Here is a 16512-nt window from a genome sequence, read left to right on the forward strand (position 1 = left end):
TCGCGATCGGGCCGGTCGTGAGGCTGAAGAGCAGGGCGAACCCGGCCGTAAGCACCCCTCTGGTTCTCATGCGGATACCTTTCTGCGCGCACCGGAGGGGCGATGCCCCGGTCGGCCCCGCGAATCTGTCCGTCGGATCTTTCGAAGCGCTCTGCTGGGGATCAAGATTGCGAGTCCGGCATACAAAGAACATCCAAAATCGGTATAAAGGCCCTTCCAGCTTGAACGCTTCACCCAACGGACGCCCCGCACGGCGCCCAGCTCAGGAGAACGCGCGGTCATGGTGGTTGAACAGCCCGTATTCAGTGTTCTTGGGCCGTTACAGGTCCGGGTCCCGGAAGGGCCCATACGCATCGCCGGCAGGAAGCCCCGGCTCCTGCTCGCCTCCCTGTTGCTGGAGGCCAACGAGGTGGTCAGCTCGGAGGCGCTCGTCGAGGTGCTGTGGCCGCGGGCGCAGCCGTCGTCGGCCGTGGCCAATCTGCGGACGTACGTGAGCACGCTGCGCTCGGCAGGCGTCCAGATCGAGGCCCGGGCCTCCGGTTACACGATGCGGCTCGACTCGGGGCGGCTGGACGCCCTGGAGTTCGAGGACCTGGTGGCCAGGGCGCGGACGGCGGGGCGCACCGAAGAGGCGGCGGAGCACTTACGCCGGGCGCTGGCGTTGTGGCGCGGCACGCCGCTCGGCGACCTGCCCGCGAGCCCGCTGTGGGACGGGCGGCTGCGCGCGCTCACCCAGGCCCGGCTGGCCGCGGTCGAGGAACTGGTGGCGCTGAAGCTGGCCCGCGGCGAGCACGCCGCCGCGATCGACGACCTGCGCGACCTGATCGGCGAGCACCCCTACCGCGAGGACCTGTGGCAGCAGCTGATCCTCGCCCTGCACCACAGCGGCCGGCGGGCCGAGGCCCTGAACGCCTACGCCACGATCAGGCGGCAGCTCGTGGACGAGCTGGGCATCGAGCCGGGCCAGGAGTTACGTGACGTGCACGCGTCCGTACTGGCGGGCGATGCCCCGCCCGCGCCCGTCGCGGCGGCGCCGCCCCACCAACTCCCTGCGGACGTACCGGACTTCACCGGCAGGGCGCACGACGTCGCGGCCGTGACCCGCGCCCTTTCCCCCGAGGCGCACCGGCCGGACGGGCCGCCCGCGATCGCCGTGGTGACCGGACCGCCGGGGGTGGGCAAGTCCGCGCTGGCCGTGCACTGCGCCCACGCCTTACGGGCGGGCTACCCCGCCGGCCAGCTCTACCTGTGCCTGGGCGGCACCGACGCCGAGCCCGCCGATCCGCTCGACCTCCTGGCCGAGGCCCTGCGCGCGCTGGGCGTCGCGGAGGCGGCCCTGCCGCCCACCGTGCGCGAGCGCGCCTCGCTCTACCGTTCCCTTCTGTCCGAGCGCCCGATGCTCGTCCTCCTCGACGACGCCGCCGACACCGCCCAGGTACGAGCCCTGCTCCCCGGCAGCGGCAGCGCGGTGCTCGTCACGAGCCGCCGGCGCATCGCCGAGCTCCCCGGCGCGCTCCAGCTCGAACTCGACGTGCTGCCCCCCGCGGAGGCCGAGCAGCTCCTGGGCCGGATCGTCGGCCCCGCACGGGTGGCCGAGGAGCGCGAGGCCGCCCAGGCGATCGTGCGCTCCTGCGGCCACTTACCGCTGGCCGTCCGGGTGGCCGGGGCCCGGCTGGCCGGACGGCCCGGGTGGTCGCTGGGCGTGCTGCGGCAGCGGCTGGAGGACGAGGCCGGCCGCCTCGACGAGTTACGCGCGGGCGACCTGGAGGTACGCGGCTCGTTCGAGCTCAGCTACCGGCGGCTGCCCGACGACGCCGCCCTGGCCTTCCGCGCGATCGGCATGCTCGGCGAGCAGTCCGTGCCGGGCTGGGTGGCCGACGCCGCGCTCGACCGGCCCCGGTCCGACGCCATCGTGGACACCCTGGTGGACGCCAACCTCCTGCGGCTGGCCGGCACCGACCCCGTCGGCCAGCCCCGTTACCGGCTCCACGACCTGATCCGCTGCGCCGCCAAGGAGAAGGCGGGCGGCGACACCGAGCGGCACGCGCTGGCCCGGGTGCTCGGCGGCTGGCTGACCGCCGCCGAGCACGCCTCCTTGCGACTGCCCACCACTCTCTTCGGGCTGACCTCCGACCTGGCGCCCCGCTGGAGCCTGGAGCGGGAGACCCTCGGACGCCTGACCGCCCAGCCGCTGTCGTGGTTCGACGCCGAGCGGGAGTCGCTGGTGGAGGCCGTACGGCTGGCCGCCGACGCGGGCCTGGCCCAGTCCGCGTGGGGGCTGGCCGCCACCCTGGTCCCGTACTTCGACCTGCACTGCCGCCTGGACGAGTGGCAGCTCACGCACCGCCTCGCCCTGGACAGCGCCCGCGCGGCCGGCGACCGCCACGGGGAGGCCGCCATGCTGCGCGGCCTGGCCCAGGTCTGCCTCTACCAGGACCGCTACGCCGAGGCCGAGGACATGTTCCGTCGAGCCCGCGCCATCTTCCACGAGCTGGGCGACACGCGGAGCGAGGCCATCTCGATCTGCGGGCTGGCGGCGGTCAACCAGTTCTCCAGCCGCCATCTCAAGGCGCTCGGCTCCTTCCGGCAGGCGCTGGCCATGTTCCTGGCCATCGGCGACCGCAGCGGCGAGGCGTACGCGCGGCAGGCGATCGGGCGCGTCTATCTGTCGCTGCGGGACCTGCGGCAGGCGTCCAGGTGGCTGGGGGACGCGCTGCGCCTGGCCGAGGAGCTCGACGACGCCCACCGCGAGGGCTGCGTGTCGATGCAGCTCGGCCGCATGTACGACCTGTTCGCCGAGTCGGACCGGGCCATGCGCTACCAGGGGCACGCGCTGGACATCTTCGAGGCGCTCGGTGACCGCCACTGCGGCGCGTACGCGATGCGGAACCTGGGCGGGCTCCAGGTGGCGAGGGGCGACCGTTCGGACGGCTCCGACCAGTTGGAGCGCTCCCTGGTGATCTTCCAGCAACTGGGGGATCGCAGCGGGGAGGCGGACACGTACCAGACGCTCGGCGAGCTGTACCGCTCGTCCGGGCGTGCCGCGCTTGCCACCCATTACCTGCACCAGGCCCGCGAGCTGCGCCGGGAGCTCAGCGAGTCGTTCGCGTGAGGGCCGGCTGGAGCCACTGGCCGGTGGGCCAGGTCTCCAGGCGCCAGGCGCTGTCCCAGAACATCCACTCGTACTCGGTGGCCCGGCAGAACGCCTCGTCCATCGCCCGGCGGGTCTCGGGGTCGGCGGTCTCGGCCAGCCGGTCGGTGATGGCCTTGGCCTGCTCGACCGAGGCGGCGAAGGCGGGGTCGGAGTAGGTGCCGATCCAGGTCCGGTACGGGTGGTCGGCCGCGCCCGCCGTACGTTCGAGCAGCGCCGCGCCGACGTCCTGGTAGACCCAGAAGCACGGCAGCACGGCGGCGGCGAGCACGGGCAACGGGGCGGCCAGGGCGGTGGCCTGGAGGTAGGAGGAGTAGGCCAGGCAGGTCGGCGAGGTGGCGACGGCCGCCGTCTCGCCGGCCGTCAGCCCGAACTGCTCCAGGTAGCCGGTGTGCAGGGCCCGCTCGACGACCAGCGCCGTGTGGGCGCTCTGCGCGAAGAACGCGGCGTCGGCCGGGGCGGTGGCGCGGGCCGAGGCGGTCGCGAGGACCTTGGCGTAGGCCACCAGGTAGCGCCCGTCCTGGACGAGGTAGAACGCGAAGCGCTCGCGGTCGAGGGTGCCGTCGCCGAGCGCGGCGTTGAACGGGTGGTCGTGGATCGCTTCGAGCAGCGTGGCCGTGCGCGCCCAGATTTTCTCACAGAAGGTCACCGATGACGTCCCTTCGCTAGTGCGAACTAGATCAGGTTCGACGGGTGTGATCTCAGCCCGGCAGCCCGGGCACCCCGCGTCGCGGCCAACGCTAGCAGAAGGCACGGTCCGGTCGTGAGGGAGGCTCGGGAGCTAGATAGCCAAAAGGCCCATAAGGCCTCGAACAGAAGGAAGCTCTCGAATTGCCTCACGACCGGAAGACGAACGTATCAGGCGGGGATCAGTTCGTGCAGCGTACCGGCCGTGTAGACGCGCGACTCCGCCGGGAGGCCGGCCGGCGCCTCCAGCCCGATGTAGGTGGTGTGCGCGGCCGTCGAGCTCTTGGCACGCAGCAGGTCGGCCAGGTAGCGCACGCGCAGGTAGTCGCGTTCGACGATGGAGCGCACCAGCAGGGAGGCGCTGACGCGGTTGCCCTCCACCTGGTTGAAGCCGGGGTGCCCCTTCAGGTAGAGGTGCAGCCACTTCACCAGCCAGCCGCCGTCGGCGCCGCGCAGGAAGACCAGCGGCAGGGCGATCCGGCCGGAGCCGCGCAGGTCCGACTTCATGCGCACGGTACGCGGCTCGAACGGCCTGCCCTCCTGCTCGGCCTCCCTGGTCATGTAGCCGAAGAACGCCTCGGCGGCCTCGTCGAACCCTTCCCCGGCGTAGATGTTCACCTGCGGGATGATGATCGGCTGGGTCGCGGCGGCGAGCCGGATGTCGACGAACTCGGACGCCCCGTCGGGCGCCTCGGTGAGGTCGCCGGAGTACTGGGCGAAACCGTTGGTGTAGTTCGTCCAGGAAATGTGCGTCGGGTTGTCGTAGGTGGCGTCGAGCATGAGCGCGGACAGGTCGTAGTCGGTACGCTGCCCGGCCTCGTGCCAGTGGACGAAGAACCTGAGCAGTTCGCCGTCCACCACCGACACCGAGCCCCGGGGCAGCATGCCGAGGCCGGGCACGACGGCCTTGCCGGACAGCGGCAGGGCGACGTCCAGCACGTCGGGGTCGACGATCAGCTCGCCGGGGTCGGGGAGTCGACGGGCGATCTCCTCGTCCAGGATGGCCAGCGCCCGCGCCAGGGCCTCCTCCTCCAGCGGCGAGCGGGAGTCGGGGGCCGCCCACGCCCTGCCGTGCCGGTTGACGAAGACGCGGCCCGCGACGGGGGCGAGCCGGTTCTGCAGGTGCTCGCGCAGCGACAGCAGGACGCGGCCGGAGGCGCCCGAGGCGGCCCCTTCCACGGCGTCCAGCACGGCCGTCGTGGACGGGCCGGTCCGCAGCAGGTGGTCGAGGCGGCGCAGCAGCGCGCCGGGCGCCTTCTCCAGCAGCTTCACCGCCTCGGCGGTACGGCCCGACGACAGGGCGGCCTCGACCCGGCCGTCCAGGCTCGGAGCCCGGCGGGCGCCCCTGGCCGTTTCGAAGACGTCCCGGGCGCGCGGGAACTGCGGGTACTCGTGGGGGTGCAGCCGTTCGCCGAGCCGCTTCCACTGCTCCCGGTGGCGCGGCACGTCGCCGAGCTTGGCCGGGGCGGCGACCGCGTCCAGGGCTCCCAGCAGGGCGCGGCGCTCGGCCCGGCGGAACGAGCGGAACCTGGTGGGCTCGGCCAGCGTGACATCGCCGCCGGAGCAGCCGCAGGCGAGCCGGAGCACGTCGGTCACGGTGTCGACCAGCAGCGGCCGGCCCTCGGCCAGGCGGACCTCGTTGACGATCGCGCGGTTCTCACGCACGGGGATACGCTCGGGCTCGTCGGCGCAGAACCCGGCCAGCAGGCGCAGCGCGTCCAGGTCCTCGGCGGCCAGGGGCACTTCGGAGCCCGCCAGCGAGAAGTAGAGCTCCCGCGCCTCCGACTCCAGGCTCCCGCCCAGCTCCAGCACGGTCACCCGGTCCCCGGCCAGCGGGATCAGCTCGGCGTGCGCCGCCAGCAGGTCGGCGTAGGTGTGCTGGTAACGGCCGTAGCCGGGCAGGGAGAGCAGGTTGAGCGTCGGGCTCTGGACGCCGGCGGCGGCGACCGGGTCGAGCAGGGCCTCGCGCAGCAGCCCTGCCCAGAACTCCAGGGTGTCGGGCACGTTCTTCGGAAAGTCGAGGAAGTAGGCGTTGTGCCGGACGTGGTCACCCACGAGAGTGCGGACGGCGGCCAGAATGCGGACGCCGAGGTCGACCACGGTCTCGCCGCGAAGTGCGGACAACCGCTCGAGCAGCGTCGCCGAGCACGTGAAGCCGACGCTGAGCAGTGCCGCGTCGAGCTGACGGGCGGCGGTCTCCCCCCAGCCGGACGCGGGGCCGGCGGGCGCGGCGCCGATGGGAACGCGCAGCCGCCGGGCGATGACGAGGCTTTCCAGAGTGTCCACGAACGGCACCATATAGCCGGGACACGCCCGAACGCGGGGGGTTTTCCGCGCCCTGGCCGGTCAGGGGCGAGGGGCCGCTTCGCGCATACCGCCCGGGCGCAGCACGCCCGCCAGCGCCAGCGCGAGCAGGACCCCGGCACCGCCCGCCACCGCGATCGCGGGCCCGGGCGCGATCACCTCGCCGAGCACGCCGACCAGCGCCGCCCCGGCCGCCTGCCCCGTCATCAGCCCGGACGACTGCAGCCCGAACGCCTGCCCCCGCACCTCCTCGGGCACCGACTCCACGAACCGCCGCTGCAACCCCAGCTGGTACGACAGCCCCGCGGTCGCCACGGCGGCCAGCACGGCGGCCCACGCGATCCCCGGCCCGAGCGCGAACCCCAGCCAGGGCACGCCGAGCAGCACCGCCAGCGGAAACGACAGCCGCTCCCGCAGCCCCGGCGCGGCGAACCTGCCCACCGCGAACTCCCCCGCCGCCATCCCGCCGGCCGCCGCCGCGAGCACCACCCCGGCCTGCCCCTGCCCGCCCAGGTAGGGCACGACCATGGCCTCGGCCCCGGCCAGGCACACGCACGGCAGCCACCCCGCCAGCAGCAGCCCGCGTACCCGCCCGTCGGCCAGCAGCAGCCGGTTGACCCGCAGCGTCTCGCGCACGGCGCCCGCCCGCGCCCCGCCCCGGGCGGGCCGGTGCGGCAGTCCGGCCCGCAGCACCACGGCGGCCACCGCGGCCAGACCCGCGGTCGTGGCCAGCGCCCCCGACGGCCCGGCGACGGCCAGGAACGCGCCCCCGGCCGCCAGCCCGGCGATCTGCGCGCTCGCGGAGGCCACGTTCAGGACCGAGCGCCCCAGCACGAACGCGTCGCCGGGCAGCACGTCGGGCAGCATCGCCGCCCGCGCGGCGAAGAAGACCGGCGTGAACAGCCCCGTGACCAGCACCAGCGCCAGCATCGCCCAGATCGGCAGCCCCGCGTACGCCAGCAGCAGGCACGTCACCGCCCTGACCACCTCGCCGGTCACCATCAGCGCCCGCGGCGGCAGCCGGTCGGCCAGCGAGAGCAGGAACAGCCCGCCCACGATGAACGGCAGCCAGCCGGCCATGTACGCGGCGGCCGACAGGCCGGCCGAGCCGGTCCGCGCGTAGACCAGCACGGACAGGGCCAGCATCTTGATCGAGTCCCCGCCGACCAGCAGCGCGAAGCTGCCGAACAGGACCCGGAACTCCTTGACGGCGAACACCTCGCCGAACGTCGCCCCTCTCACGTCCACGATGGTGCGGATCGGACCGGCGAACTGGCGACTGTTTCGGATATAACCGAAAGGTGCCCGTAAGAATCGAGGTCACCCCGCAGGATCTGGTGGCCACCAGGTTCGCCATCTCGCCGCTGATCGAGACCATGCACGCGCAGTGGGTGCTGGCGGGCCGGTTGGAGGCGGGCGTGCACGGCCGGTGGGCCGTGCGGTGGCGGGACACGTACCGGGAGCTCGAACGGGCCCACCCCGTGCTGGGGGCCGCGGCCGCGATCAGCGGCAACCGGCGCGGCACGAACGTCTCCATCATCGCCCCGCCGCCGACGACGGTGGACGTGCCGTTCGAGGCGGAGCTGGCCGCCATGCGCGGGACGCCGCTGGAGCAGGCGCACGCGGAGATCGCCGGGGCGCTCGCCGGGCGGCCGGCGGCGGACTCGGTCAGGGAGCTGCTGGCGGGCCCGCGAGTGGTGGAGCGGTTCGCCGACGCGTACGAGGTGCTCTGGACGGAGATCGTCGCCCACGACTGGCCGCGCTTCCGCGCGATCCTGCAGCGGGACGTCGCCCATCGGGCGGGACGCCTGGCGGCCTACGGCTGGGCGGCGGCGCTGGAGGACCTCAGCCCGCAGGTGCACTGGCGTCCCCGGGGGCAGATCGAGGTCGAGCTGACCAGCCTCCACGGGCTGCGCCGGCTCGGCGGCAAGGGGCTGCTCTTCCTGCCGTCGGCGTTCACGACCTCCGTCGGCGCCTACCTGGAGGACGCCTGGCCGTACGCGATGATCTACCCCGCGAGGGGCGCCGCGGCCGCGCCCGCCGCGGCCGACGCCGACCTGTCGACCCTGATCGGCCGCAGCCGCGCCCGCATCCTCGCGGAGCTTGCCGAGCCCGCCACCACCACCCAGCTCGCGGCCCTGCTCGGGCAGAGCCTGGGCACCACCGGCGGCCACCTAGCCGCGCTGCGCAGGACGGGCCTGATCGCGGGCACCCGCGTCGGCCGGGGCGTGCTGTACGCGCGCACGACCCTCGGCGACGCCCTGGTCAACGGCTGATTCATCCCCCCGTGCCGTATTCATGTGCGCTGACCTCGTACTTCATCGCCGCGGGGACGCGCACGTACGGCGTGGTGCCGGCGGAGCGGGACGGCGGCCTGGCCGTGGACGACCCGGCGACGGCGCACGCCCGCCGCGGACACCCCCCGGACCGGGTCACCGCCGACGGCGGGCCGAAGGGACGGGAGGCGGCCTTTGACGGTGGCGGGCCGGAGGGACGGGCGGCGGGCGCCGCCGACGGCGGGCCGGAGCGGCGGGCGGCCGGCGTCCCCAGGACGCCCCCCTCCCCCGAGCAGCGCGACGCGGCCCGCCGTACCCTCGTCCAAGAGATCACCGAACTGGAACGGATGTCGGCATGAGCGATCAGGACGCCATCGACGCGATCATGGCCGGGCTCGCGGGCCCGGCGCTCGGCGAGCTCGCCGAGCTTTATCAGGACCTGCACCGGCACCCCGAGCCCGCCTTCAAGGAGGAGCGCACGGCGGGCATCGCCGCCGAGCGGCTGCGCGCGGCCGGGTTCGAGGTCGTCACGGGCCTCGGCGGCACGGGCGTGGCGGGCGTGCTGCGCAACGGCGAGGGCCCGACGGTGGCATTACGGGCCGACATGGACGCGCTGCCGGTGCTGGAGGACACGGGCCTGCCGTACGCGAGCACCGCCACCACGCCCGACGGGGTGCCGCTCATGCACGCCTGCGGCCACGACATGCACGTGACGTGCCTGAGCGGCGCGGCGCAGCTGCTGGCGGCCGGCCGGGACCGGTGGCGGGGCACGCTCGTGGCGCTGTTCCAGCCGGCGGAGGAGATCGCGGCCGGGGCGCGGGCCATGCTGGACGACGGGCTGTTCGACCGGATCGGCACACCCGACGTCGTGCTCGGCCAGCACGTCTTCCCCAACCCGGCCGGGACGCTGCTCATCAGCCCCGGCGAGATCCTGGCCGCCGCCGACAGCATGGAGATCCGGCTGTACGGCCGGGGCGGGCACGGATCACAGCCGGAGCGGACCGTCGACCCGGTGGTCCTGGCCGCCTCGACCGTCATGCGCCTGCAGACGGTCGTCTCGCGCGAGGTGTCCCCGTTCGAGCGGGCGGTACTGACGGTGGCGCAGATCCACGCGGGCCACAAGGAGAACATCATCCCCGACGAGGCGTCCATCACGATCAACCTGCGCTCGTTCTCCCCCGAGGTGCGCCGCACCCTGCTGGCGGCCGTGGAGCGCGTGGTCAACGCCGAGGCGGCCGCCTCCGGCGCGCCGCGCCCGCCGGAGATCCGCACGCTCAACGCCTTCCCGCTGACCGTCAACGACGACGACGCCACGGCCCGGGTGCGCGAGGCGTTCGCCGGCCGGTTCGGCTCCGAGCGGGTGCCGGTCATGGCGCCGCTGATGGGCAGCGAGGACTTCGGCCTGTTCGGCGCCGAGGCGGGCGCGCCGTCGGTCTTCTGGGGCCTCGGCGGCGCCGACCCCGAGTTGTACGCCCGCGCCGAGCGGGAGGGCCGGCTGCGCGAGGACGTGCCGAGCAACCACTCGCCCTTCTTCGCCCCCCAGATCCTCCCCACGCTGCCCACGGGCGTCGAGGCCCTGGTCACCGCCGCCCTGGCCTGGCTACCGGGCGTAACAGATTGATAGCGATGGTCCGAGCCCCGGCACGCCGCCGTGACGGGGCTTGATTTACTGAGCACGCGACTTCGCACGTCCCGCCGGACCAGGACCGCTCATGGCGCAGATGTCAGTGAGAACGTACGCGAAGGCCCTTCTCGACGAGATCGAGGGGCGCGGCCCGGAGCGGCAGACGCGCAGGCTCATGGAGCAGGACGAGACCGTCGTCCACAAGGGCGCCGAAGCCTTCCTCAACGGGATCCTCGACCACATCTCCAATTACGAGATGGAGCACCGCGCCCATTTCATGACGGCCTGCGACGAGGCCCGCCGCAGGATCGCCACGGGCTCGCTGCTGCACGGCGTCGTGTTGCTGGTCTGCCTCAACGTCAAGCTCCTCGACCGCCGTTTCAAGTCGCCCGACCAGCGGGCACAGCACGAAACCGACGAATACTGCTCCGGGCTGTTCACCGATCCGTGGCTCAAGGAGGCGATCCGGGTCGTCTACCGGCCCGCGAACCACGGCGCGGACTCCGCCGAGACCCGGACATGGGATGACATCGACTTCGGCAGTATCGAGTACCACAAGGCCGGCACGACGTCGTTCATCCTCAAAGGCCGCAGGAGCCGGGCGGTCAACGAGGCGGGCGCCCGGCCGCTGCTGGCGATCAAGTGCGTGCTGTTCCCGTGGAACAAGCTGGCCGCCATCGCCAGGGCCACGGACACGTACGCGGCCACGTACGGCACCGACGAGATCACCTCCGTGATCGTCAAGCCGATCTCCTCCTCCGACCGCTGGGTCGTCATGCCGTTCCAGGCCGGGCAGACGTTGGGCGAGCACCTGGCGGCCTTCGAGGAGGGCGGGCCGAGCACGGCCGCCCGCCTGGCCAAGGCCCAGCAGGTCGCCGCGAAGCTGACGGCCGCGCTCCACCTGCTGGCCGGCGGCGCCCCGGTGGACGCGAAGAACCCGCTGAGCCAGCACCTCGACCTGTCCCCCAACAACGTCATCCTCGACCGGGAGACGGCCGAGGTCCGCCTCATCGACCTGGGCGTCAACCATCTCTACAGCCGCCAGGTGGGCATCGCCGAGCACGACGACTCGGTCTACATCGCGCCGGAGATCAAGAACCGGCGGCCGGAGTCCGTGACCGCGGACGCCTATTCGCTGGGCATCATCCTGATGGAGATCCTGGCCGGCGCCCCGCCCAGGGACGGCCGGACCCCGGACGGGATCTGGACCACCAGCCCGATCCTGGGCCGCGTGCTGGAGGACCTGATCGACGAGCGCCCCGAACGCCGGCTGCTGCTGCGCCCGGACGGCGAGGAGTTCGCCTTCGACCGCCTCGGCGAGCACCTCGACTTCCACTTCACCCTGGTGCGGCAGGAGTCGGAGGCGCAGGAGAGCCTCTTCGCGCGCCCGTTCGCGACGTACGCGCCGACGTCGCGGGAGGTCGCGACCCAGTTCAAGCAGGTGCTGGCGTGGCGCAGGCTGGGCGAGGCGCGACCCAGGCGCGAGGAGTACCTGCTGCTCTTCTCGGTGATCGCCACCGCCTCCTGGTGGTTCATCGTCGCGAAGACGGCGCTGCTCAAGCTCGACGACGTCGTCGCGGGCGAGCTGAGCACGGCCGACTTCGCCGCCGACGCCGGGCTGGCGGCCAACATCATCGCCTTCTGCCAGGGACTGGTGGCGGCGAAGTTCTACCAGACCATCCTCGCCAGGCTGTCCGTCAGGGACATCCCGGGACGGCTGGCGACGGCGACCGAGGTCCTCATGCGCTCGATGGCGGTGGTCGCGGTCCCCACCACGATCCTGTCGACGTTCTGGGAGGCGCTGTACTGGATCTGGCCGTGGACCACCGCGGCCGGCGCGCTGGCGGTGGCGGCCTGCAACGGCATCACGCTGCGGCTCGCGACGCGGACCATCCGCGACTCGCGCAAGGAGTTCTCCACTCTGCCCGAGCGCGGCAAGGTCTTCGCCCGGGGCTATGAGCAGTGGTGGTGGACCATGCTGATCTACGCCGTCCTGATCGTCATCATCGGGGCCGGCGTCGCCGCCGGCCTGCTGAAGGACATCTGGGCGTACGTCTTCATCCTCGTCGTCATCACCGTGGGCGTGCACTACATCTCCAAGTGCGTGGGCGCCGGCCCGGCGGTGCGCGGCAGCCTCGCGCGGGCCTTCTTCGGCGGCGAGCGCATGGCGATCCTGTCCCGGCGCCGGGGCGGCGCTCCCCCGCGCTGAAAGTTTCACTCGCTGACCTGCGCGGACGCCGCCGGGCGAGCGCTCGGCTGGTGCCCGCGACCGGCCCGATCTACGGTGGCGGTGCCCGTCCGGCGCCGGCCGTCCGACCGGTGCCGGAGTGGCGCTCCTGGCGCGACCCCCCACGCGAAAGGGACCTCCCGATGGCACCTCGGCACCTCCTCCCGGCGCTGGCGCTCGCCGCCGCGGTCACCCTGGCCTCGTCTCCGGCGCACGCGGACACGTTCCGCACCGCGAGCTCGTCCGGCTGGGGGCCCAGCTGGTCGGCCGGTCAGGCGAACGCCGAGGCCAACGCCCGCGCGGAGCTGAACCGGCAGGCCGCCCAGGCGGGCGAGGTATGCCCGAGCGTGTCGGTCACCTCCACGCACGTCTACACCGCGCCCGACGGCTCGGCCTACATCTTCAACGCGACCGCGTCGGGCACCTGCGTCCCGCAGCCTCCCGGGCCGTCGTACCCGGTGGCACGCTCGGAGACCCGCCAGGGCAGCGGCGCCACCTCCGGCGCCGCCGTCCAGAACGGCGCCCAGGCCGCCCGGGCTGCGGTGCTCGCGGCCGGCGTCAACTGCACGAACTGGACGACCACGTCGGCGCTCGTGTGGGCCGCGCCCGGCAGCGTCTGGTACATCTACGACGTCACCGTGTCCGCGAACTGCACCAACTGACGCCATGTCCCGGCTCCTGGGCCTGCTGGCGGTGCTCTGCCTGGCGCTCGCGCTGACACCCGTCGCCCCGGCGGCGGCCGCACCCGTGACCGTGCCGGTCGGCGCGCAGTTCACCGACACCTCGGGCAACCTGCTGCACGCCCACGGCGGCGGCGTGATCAAGGTCGGCTCGTACTACTACTGGTTCGGGGAGAACCGCAACGCCGACGGCACCTTCCGCTACGTCTCCGCCTACCGCTCGGCCGACCTGCGCACCTGGGAGTTCCGCAACCACGTGCTCACCCAGTCCAGCTCCGCCGAGCTGCAGGTCGCCAACATCGAGCGGCCCAAGGTCGTCTACAACGCCGCGACCGGCCGGTTCGTCATGTGGATGCACAAGGAGAACGGCCGGGACTACGGCGAGGCGCGGGCCGCCGTGGCGGTCTCGACCACGGTGGACGGCGCCTACACCTACCTGCGCAGCTTCCGGCCGCTCGGCCACATGTCGCGCGACATCACCGCGTTCGTCGACACCGACGGCACCGGCTACATGATCTCGGCCGCGAACGAGAACTACGACCTGCACGTCTACCGGCTCAGCGCCGACTACACCGACGTGGCCGCGCTGGCGCGCAGGTGGGCCGGCGACCACCGGGAGGCGCCGGCGATGTTCAAGCGCAACGGCGTCTACTTCATGCTGACCTCGGGTGCGACCGGCTGGCAGCCCAACCAGGCCCAGTACGCCACCGCCACCAGCATCACCGGCATGTGGAGCGCCTGGCAGAACGCCGGCGACTCGCAGACGTTCGGCTCCCAGCCGGCCTACGTGCTGCCGGTGCAGGGCGCCTCCGGCACGTCCTACCTGTATCTGGGCGACAGGTGGGCCGGCGCGTGGGGCGGGCCCGTCAACGACTCCCGGTACGTGTGGCTGCCGGTGCAGTTCCCCGGCAACACGTCCATGAGCCTGAGCTACGCGCGCCAGCTCTCCATCGACGCCGCCGCCGGCACGATCGCCACGACGGGCACCGGCTACGACCGGCTGGCGGTGCGCCACTCCGGCAAGTGCGCCGACGTGCGCGGCGCCTCCACCGCCAACGCGGCCGCCGTCATCCAGTACGCCTGCGGCGGCGGCACCAACCAGCAGTGGCGCGTCCAGTCGATCAGCGGCGGCTACGTGCAGGTCGTGGCCCGCAACTCCGGCAAGTGCCTGGACGTCAACGGCGCCTCCACCGCCGACGGGGCGGCGCTCCAGCAGTACACGTGCGGCACCGGCGCCAACCAGCAGTGGACGCCGCAGGACGCGGGCGGCGGCTACCTGCGGCTGGTGGCCCGGCACTCGGGCAAGTGCGCCGACCTGCCCAGCTCCTCGCAGGCCGACGACATGCAGTTCAAGCAGTATCCCTGCAACGGCGGCCAGAACCAGCAGTTCACCCGCACCCCGCTGTGAGCGGCGCGGACGGCAGCCGAAGCACACGAAAACCTCAAGCCACAGAAGAGCACTTCAAGCACCGGTAAATACCACACCCCCGCCTCTTTCGCCACAAATCGTGACGTTAGAGTGACGTATTGTGAACGAATCGAAGCGTGTGGAAATCACCTGGCCCAGCCTCGGCATCACCGTGGCCGCCGAACTCGACCAGCGCAACCGCGCCCTGGCCCAGTGCCTGTGGGACGCCCTGCCCTACCGCAGCCTGCAGGGGCACGCCTTGGTCGCCGGATATCACCTCTACCACGTCGCACCGGTCCATTCGCTGCTGCACACACCAGCGGAATACCGCGTGGACCGGCGCACCGTACCCGACGGCACCCTGTTCTGCTCGCGACTGCAGCATCTCGGCATCAAGTACGGCGAGCTCACCGAGCCCATGACCGCCACCCCGATCGGCCAGGTCGTACCGGAACACCTCGACGCCCTGATCCAGGCCGGCCGCGACGTCTGGCACTCCGTCTACACCACCAAGAAGCCCGTCATCGCCGAAGTACGCCGCGAGGGCGAGCCCAGCGGCCACCAGCTCCCGCGCCTGCCCATCGGCGACCCGCAGCTCAACGAGCTGGTCAAGGACGTGCACGCCGAGACCGAGCGCATCTGGCTGGACCCGCCCCGCGAGCTGCTCGACCTGCACGCGGGCCGCATCCCGTCCGGCGCCGGCAGCTACGAGACGGTCCTGACCACGCTGCTGTTCGTCAACGGCGAGACCCGGCCGCTCGGCTACAGCTGCTACGGCGGCCTCGTCCGCGCCGCCCTCGACGGCATGCCGATGCCGTGGCTGCGCCAGATGACCCGCCAGCTCGCGCACACGCCCGCCGAGTTCCTCGGCTACTGCGGCCTCGACACCCTGTGGGGCTTCACCCAGCGCCTGCTGGACGGGCTCGACCGCCTCGACGACCACGAGGACTTCGTCTCCGTCATGGCCCACATGGCCCTCTACTGCAACTGCCTCGGCGGCTGGAACCTGCACCTGTTCCCATGGGAGGCGGGCGAGCACATGCGCCGCGAGGAGGCGCCCGCATGAGCGGTCCGCGGGTGGTGGTCGTCGGCGGCGGCGTGATCGGCCTGTCGATCGCGTACCACCTGGCCGAGGCCGGCGTCGACACCACGCTGCTGGAGCGGGACACGCTCGGCTCCGGCGCCTCGCGCGCCACCGCCGACGTGGTCCGCTCCTACTTCGCCGGCAACCCGGTCAGCTCGGCGCTGGCCGTGCGCAGCCTCAAGGCCTACCACGCCTTCCCGACCAGGCCGGGGATCGACCTGCCGCTGCGGCAGGTCGGCTACCTGGTGCTGTTCACCGAGGCCGACCAGGTGACCGCGTTCGAGGCCGACCTGCCCGCCCAGCACGCCGCCGGCGTCGACGTGAACCTCATCAGCGCGCAGGAGGCCAGGGAGCGCAACCCGCTCATCGGCGACTTCCCGCTGGTGGCCGCCGCGTACTCGCCGCAGGCCTACATCTCCGACACCACGGCCATCGTCACCGCCTACGCGCGGGCGGCCGAGCAGGCGGGCGCGACGCTGCGTACCGGCTGCCCGGTCAGCGCCATCGACACGCGAGCCGGGCTCGTGCGGACCGCCGCCGGCGACATCAGCGCCGACGCCATCGTGTGCGCCGCCGGCGCCTGGTCGGCCTCGCTCGTCCGCGAGGCCGGCGTGGACCTGCCGCTCACCGAGCCCATCGAGCAGGAGCTGCTCACCACCGACCCGCTGCCGCCGGACACGCCGGACATCCCGGTCACCCTGCACGCCGCCACCGGCCTGCTCGTACGGCTGCGCGGCGACCGGCTGCTCATCGGCATGGGCTACCCGGGGCCCGACCGGGAGGCGTGGCGGCGGCAGGTCGCCGAACGCCTCGCCGCCACGTACCCGAGCCTGGCCGGGCTCGCGCTGCACACCGCCGTCACCGGCCTGCGCGACGCCAGCCCCGACAAGACCGCCTTCATCGGCCACCATCCGGGACCGCCGGCCTTCCTGTACGCGACCGGCTTCTCCGGGCACGGCCTGTGCAACGCGCCCGCCGCCGGGGAGCTGGTCCGCAACCTGTACCTCGACCAGGACCCCGGCTTCGACATGACCGGGCTGGCCTTGAGCCCGCGCCGCGCGGGATGACCCA

The 16512-nt window shown here is 73.0% G+C and carries 12 protein-coding genes and 1 riboswitch; of the genes, 9 read left to right on the top strand and 3 right to left on the bottom strand.

Annotation, left to right across the window (positions count from 1 at the left end; translation table 11 throughout):
- The first annotated feature begins 280 nt into the window (after nucleotides 1-280).
- Complete coding sequence (locus tag ACIBI9_RS64555) at nucleotides 281-3112, top strand: BTAD domain-containing putative transcriptional regulator (RefSeq protein WP_397238496.1); 2832 nt, start codon at nucleotides 281-283, stop codon at nucleotides 3110-3112.
- Here ACIBI9_RS64555 and tenA read toward each other — a convergent pair.
- The 3 genes from tenA to ACIBI9_RS64570 form a co-directional block, all read right to left on the bottom strand.
- Complete coding sequence (gene tenA, locus ACIBI9_RS64560) at nucleotides 3093-3800, bottom strand: thiaminase II (RefSeq protein WP_397238498.1); 708 nt, start codon at nucleotides 3798-3800, stop codon at nucleotides 3093-3095. The two genes, ACIBI9_RS64555 and tenA, sit on opposite strands and share 20 nt — an antisense overlap.
- Nucleotides 3792-3887: riboswitch (TPP riboswitch) on the bottom strand. Its footprint overlaps the gene before it by 9 nt.
- 122 nt (nucleotides 3888-4009) lie before the next feature.
- Nucleotides 4010-6124, bottom strand: a complete 2115-nt coding sequence (locus ACIBI9_RS64565) for a hypothetical protein (RefSeq protein WP_397238499.1) — start codon at nucleotides 6122-6124, stop codon at nucleotides 4010-4012.
- A 60-nt stretch (nucleotides 6125-6184) separates the two neighbouring features.
- Nucleotides 6185-7384 carry an MFS transporter gene (locus tag ACIBI9_RS64570; RefSeq protein WP_397238501.1) on the bottom strand — a complete coding sequence of 400 codons (1200 nt, stop codon included), beginning with the start codon at nucleotides 7382-7384 and terminating at the stop codon, nucleotides 6185-6187.
- A 59-nt stretch (nucleotides 7385-7443) separates the two neighbouring features.
- Here ACIBI9_RS64570 and ACIBI9_RS64575 point away from each other — a divergent pair, with 59 nt between their 5' ends.
- The 8 genes from ACIBI9_RS64575 (at nucleotide 7444) to ACIBI9_RS64610 (ending at nucleotide 16508) form a co-directional block, all read left to right on the top strand.
- Complete coding sequence (locus ACIBI9_RS64575; protein ID WP_397238503.1) at nucleotides 7444-8418, top strand: helix-turn-helix domain-containing protein; 975 nt, start codon at nucleotides 7444-7446, stop codon at nucleotides 8416-8418.
- An 11-nt stretch (nucleotides 8419-8429) separates the two neighbouring features.
- Complete coding sequence (locus ACIBI9_RS64580; RefSeq protein ID WP_397238505.1) at nucleotides 8430-8777, top strand: hypothetical protein; 348 nt, start codon at nucleotides 8430-8432, stop codon at nucleotides 8775-8777.
- A complete protein-coding gene (locus tag ACIBI9_RS64585) occupies nucleotides 8774-10039 on the top strand; it encodes an amidohydrolase (protein ID WP_397238507.1) in 1266 nt (421 codons plus the stop codon). The genes ACIBI9_RS64580 and ACIBI9_RS64585 overlap by 4 nt, the downstream gene beginning before the upstream one ends.
- Before the next feature lie 100 nt (nucleotides 10040-10139).
- A complete protein-coding gene (locus ACIBI9_RS64590) occupies nucleotides 10140-12251 on the top strand; it encodes a hypothetical protein (RefSeq protein WP_397238509.1) in 2112 nt (703 codons plus the stop codon).
- A 161-nt stretch (nucleotides 12252-12412) separates the two neighbouring features.
- On the top strand, nucleotides 12413-12931 hold the full coding sequence (locus ACIBI9_RS64595) for a hypothetical protein (protein ID WP_397238511.1): 519 nt from the start codon (nucleotides 12413-12415) through the stop codon (nucleotides 12929-12931).
- Between the two features lie 4 nt (nucleotides 12932-12935).
- Nucleotides 12936-14357, top strand: coding sequence for an RICIN domain-containing protein (locus tag ACIBI9_RS64600; RefSeq protein ID WP_397238513.1), 1422 nt, complete (start codon nucleotides 12936-12938; stop codon nucleotides 14355-14357).
- Nucleotides 14358-14478: 121 nt separating this feature from the next.
- Nucleotides 14479-15423, top strand: coding sequence for a hypothetical protein (locus tag ACIBI9_RS64605; protein WP_397238515.1), 945 nt, complete (start codon nucleotides 14479-14481; stop codon nucleotides 15421-15423).
- Entirely contained in the window at nucleotides 15420-16508 is a 1089-nt protein-coding gene (locus ACIBI9_RS64610; protein ID WP_397238517.1) for an NAD(P)/FAD-dependent oxidoreductase, read from the top strand. The genes ACIBI9_RS64605 and ACIBI9_RS64610 overlap by 4 nt, the downstream gene beginning before the upstream one ends.
- The last annotated feature ends 4 nt before the right edge of the window (nucleotides 16509-16512 follow it).

It is taken from the genome of Nonomuraea sp. NPDC050451 (assembly GCF_044458585.1).

Bases quoted from the DNA above. Each gene is read 5' to 3' on its own strand.
- ACIBI9_RS64555 (WP_397238496.1), top strand. From the start codon at position 281: ATGGTGGTTGAACAGCCCGTATTCAGTGTTCTTGGGCCGTTACAGGTC.
- ACIBI9_RS64585 (WP_397238507.1), top strand. From the start codon at position 8,774: ATGAGCGATCAGGACGCCATCGACGCGATCATGGCCGGGCTCGCGGGC.
- ACIBI9_RS64590 (WP_397238509.1), top strand. From the start codon at position 10,140: ATGTCAGTGAGAACGTACGCGAAGGCCCTTCTCGACGAGATCGAGGGG.
- ACIBI9_RS64595 (WP_397238511.1), top strand. From the start codon at position 12,413: ATGGCACCTCGGCACCTCCTCCCGGCGCTGGCGCTCGCCGCCGCGGTC.
- ACIBI9_RS64600 (WP_397238513.1), top strand. From the start codon at position 12,936: ATGTCCCGGCTCCTGGGCCTGCTGGCGGTGCTCTGCCTGGCGCTCGCG.
- ACIBI9_RS64610 (WP_397238517.1), top strand. From the start codon at position 15,420: ATGAGCGGTCCGCGGGTGGTGGTCGTCGGCGGCGGCGTGATCGGCCTG.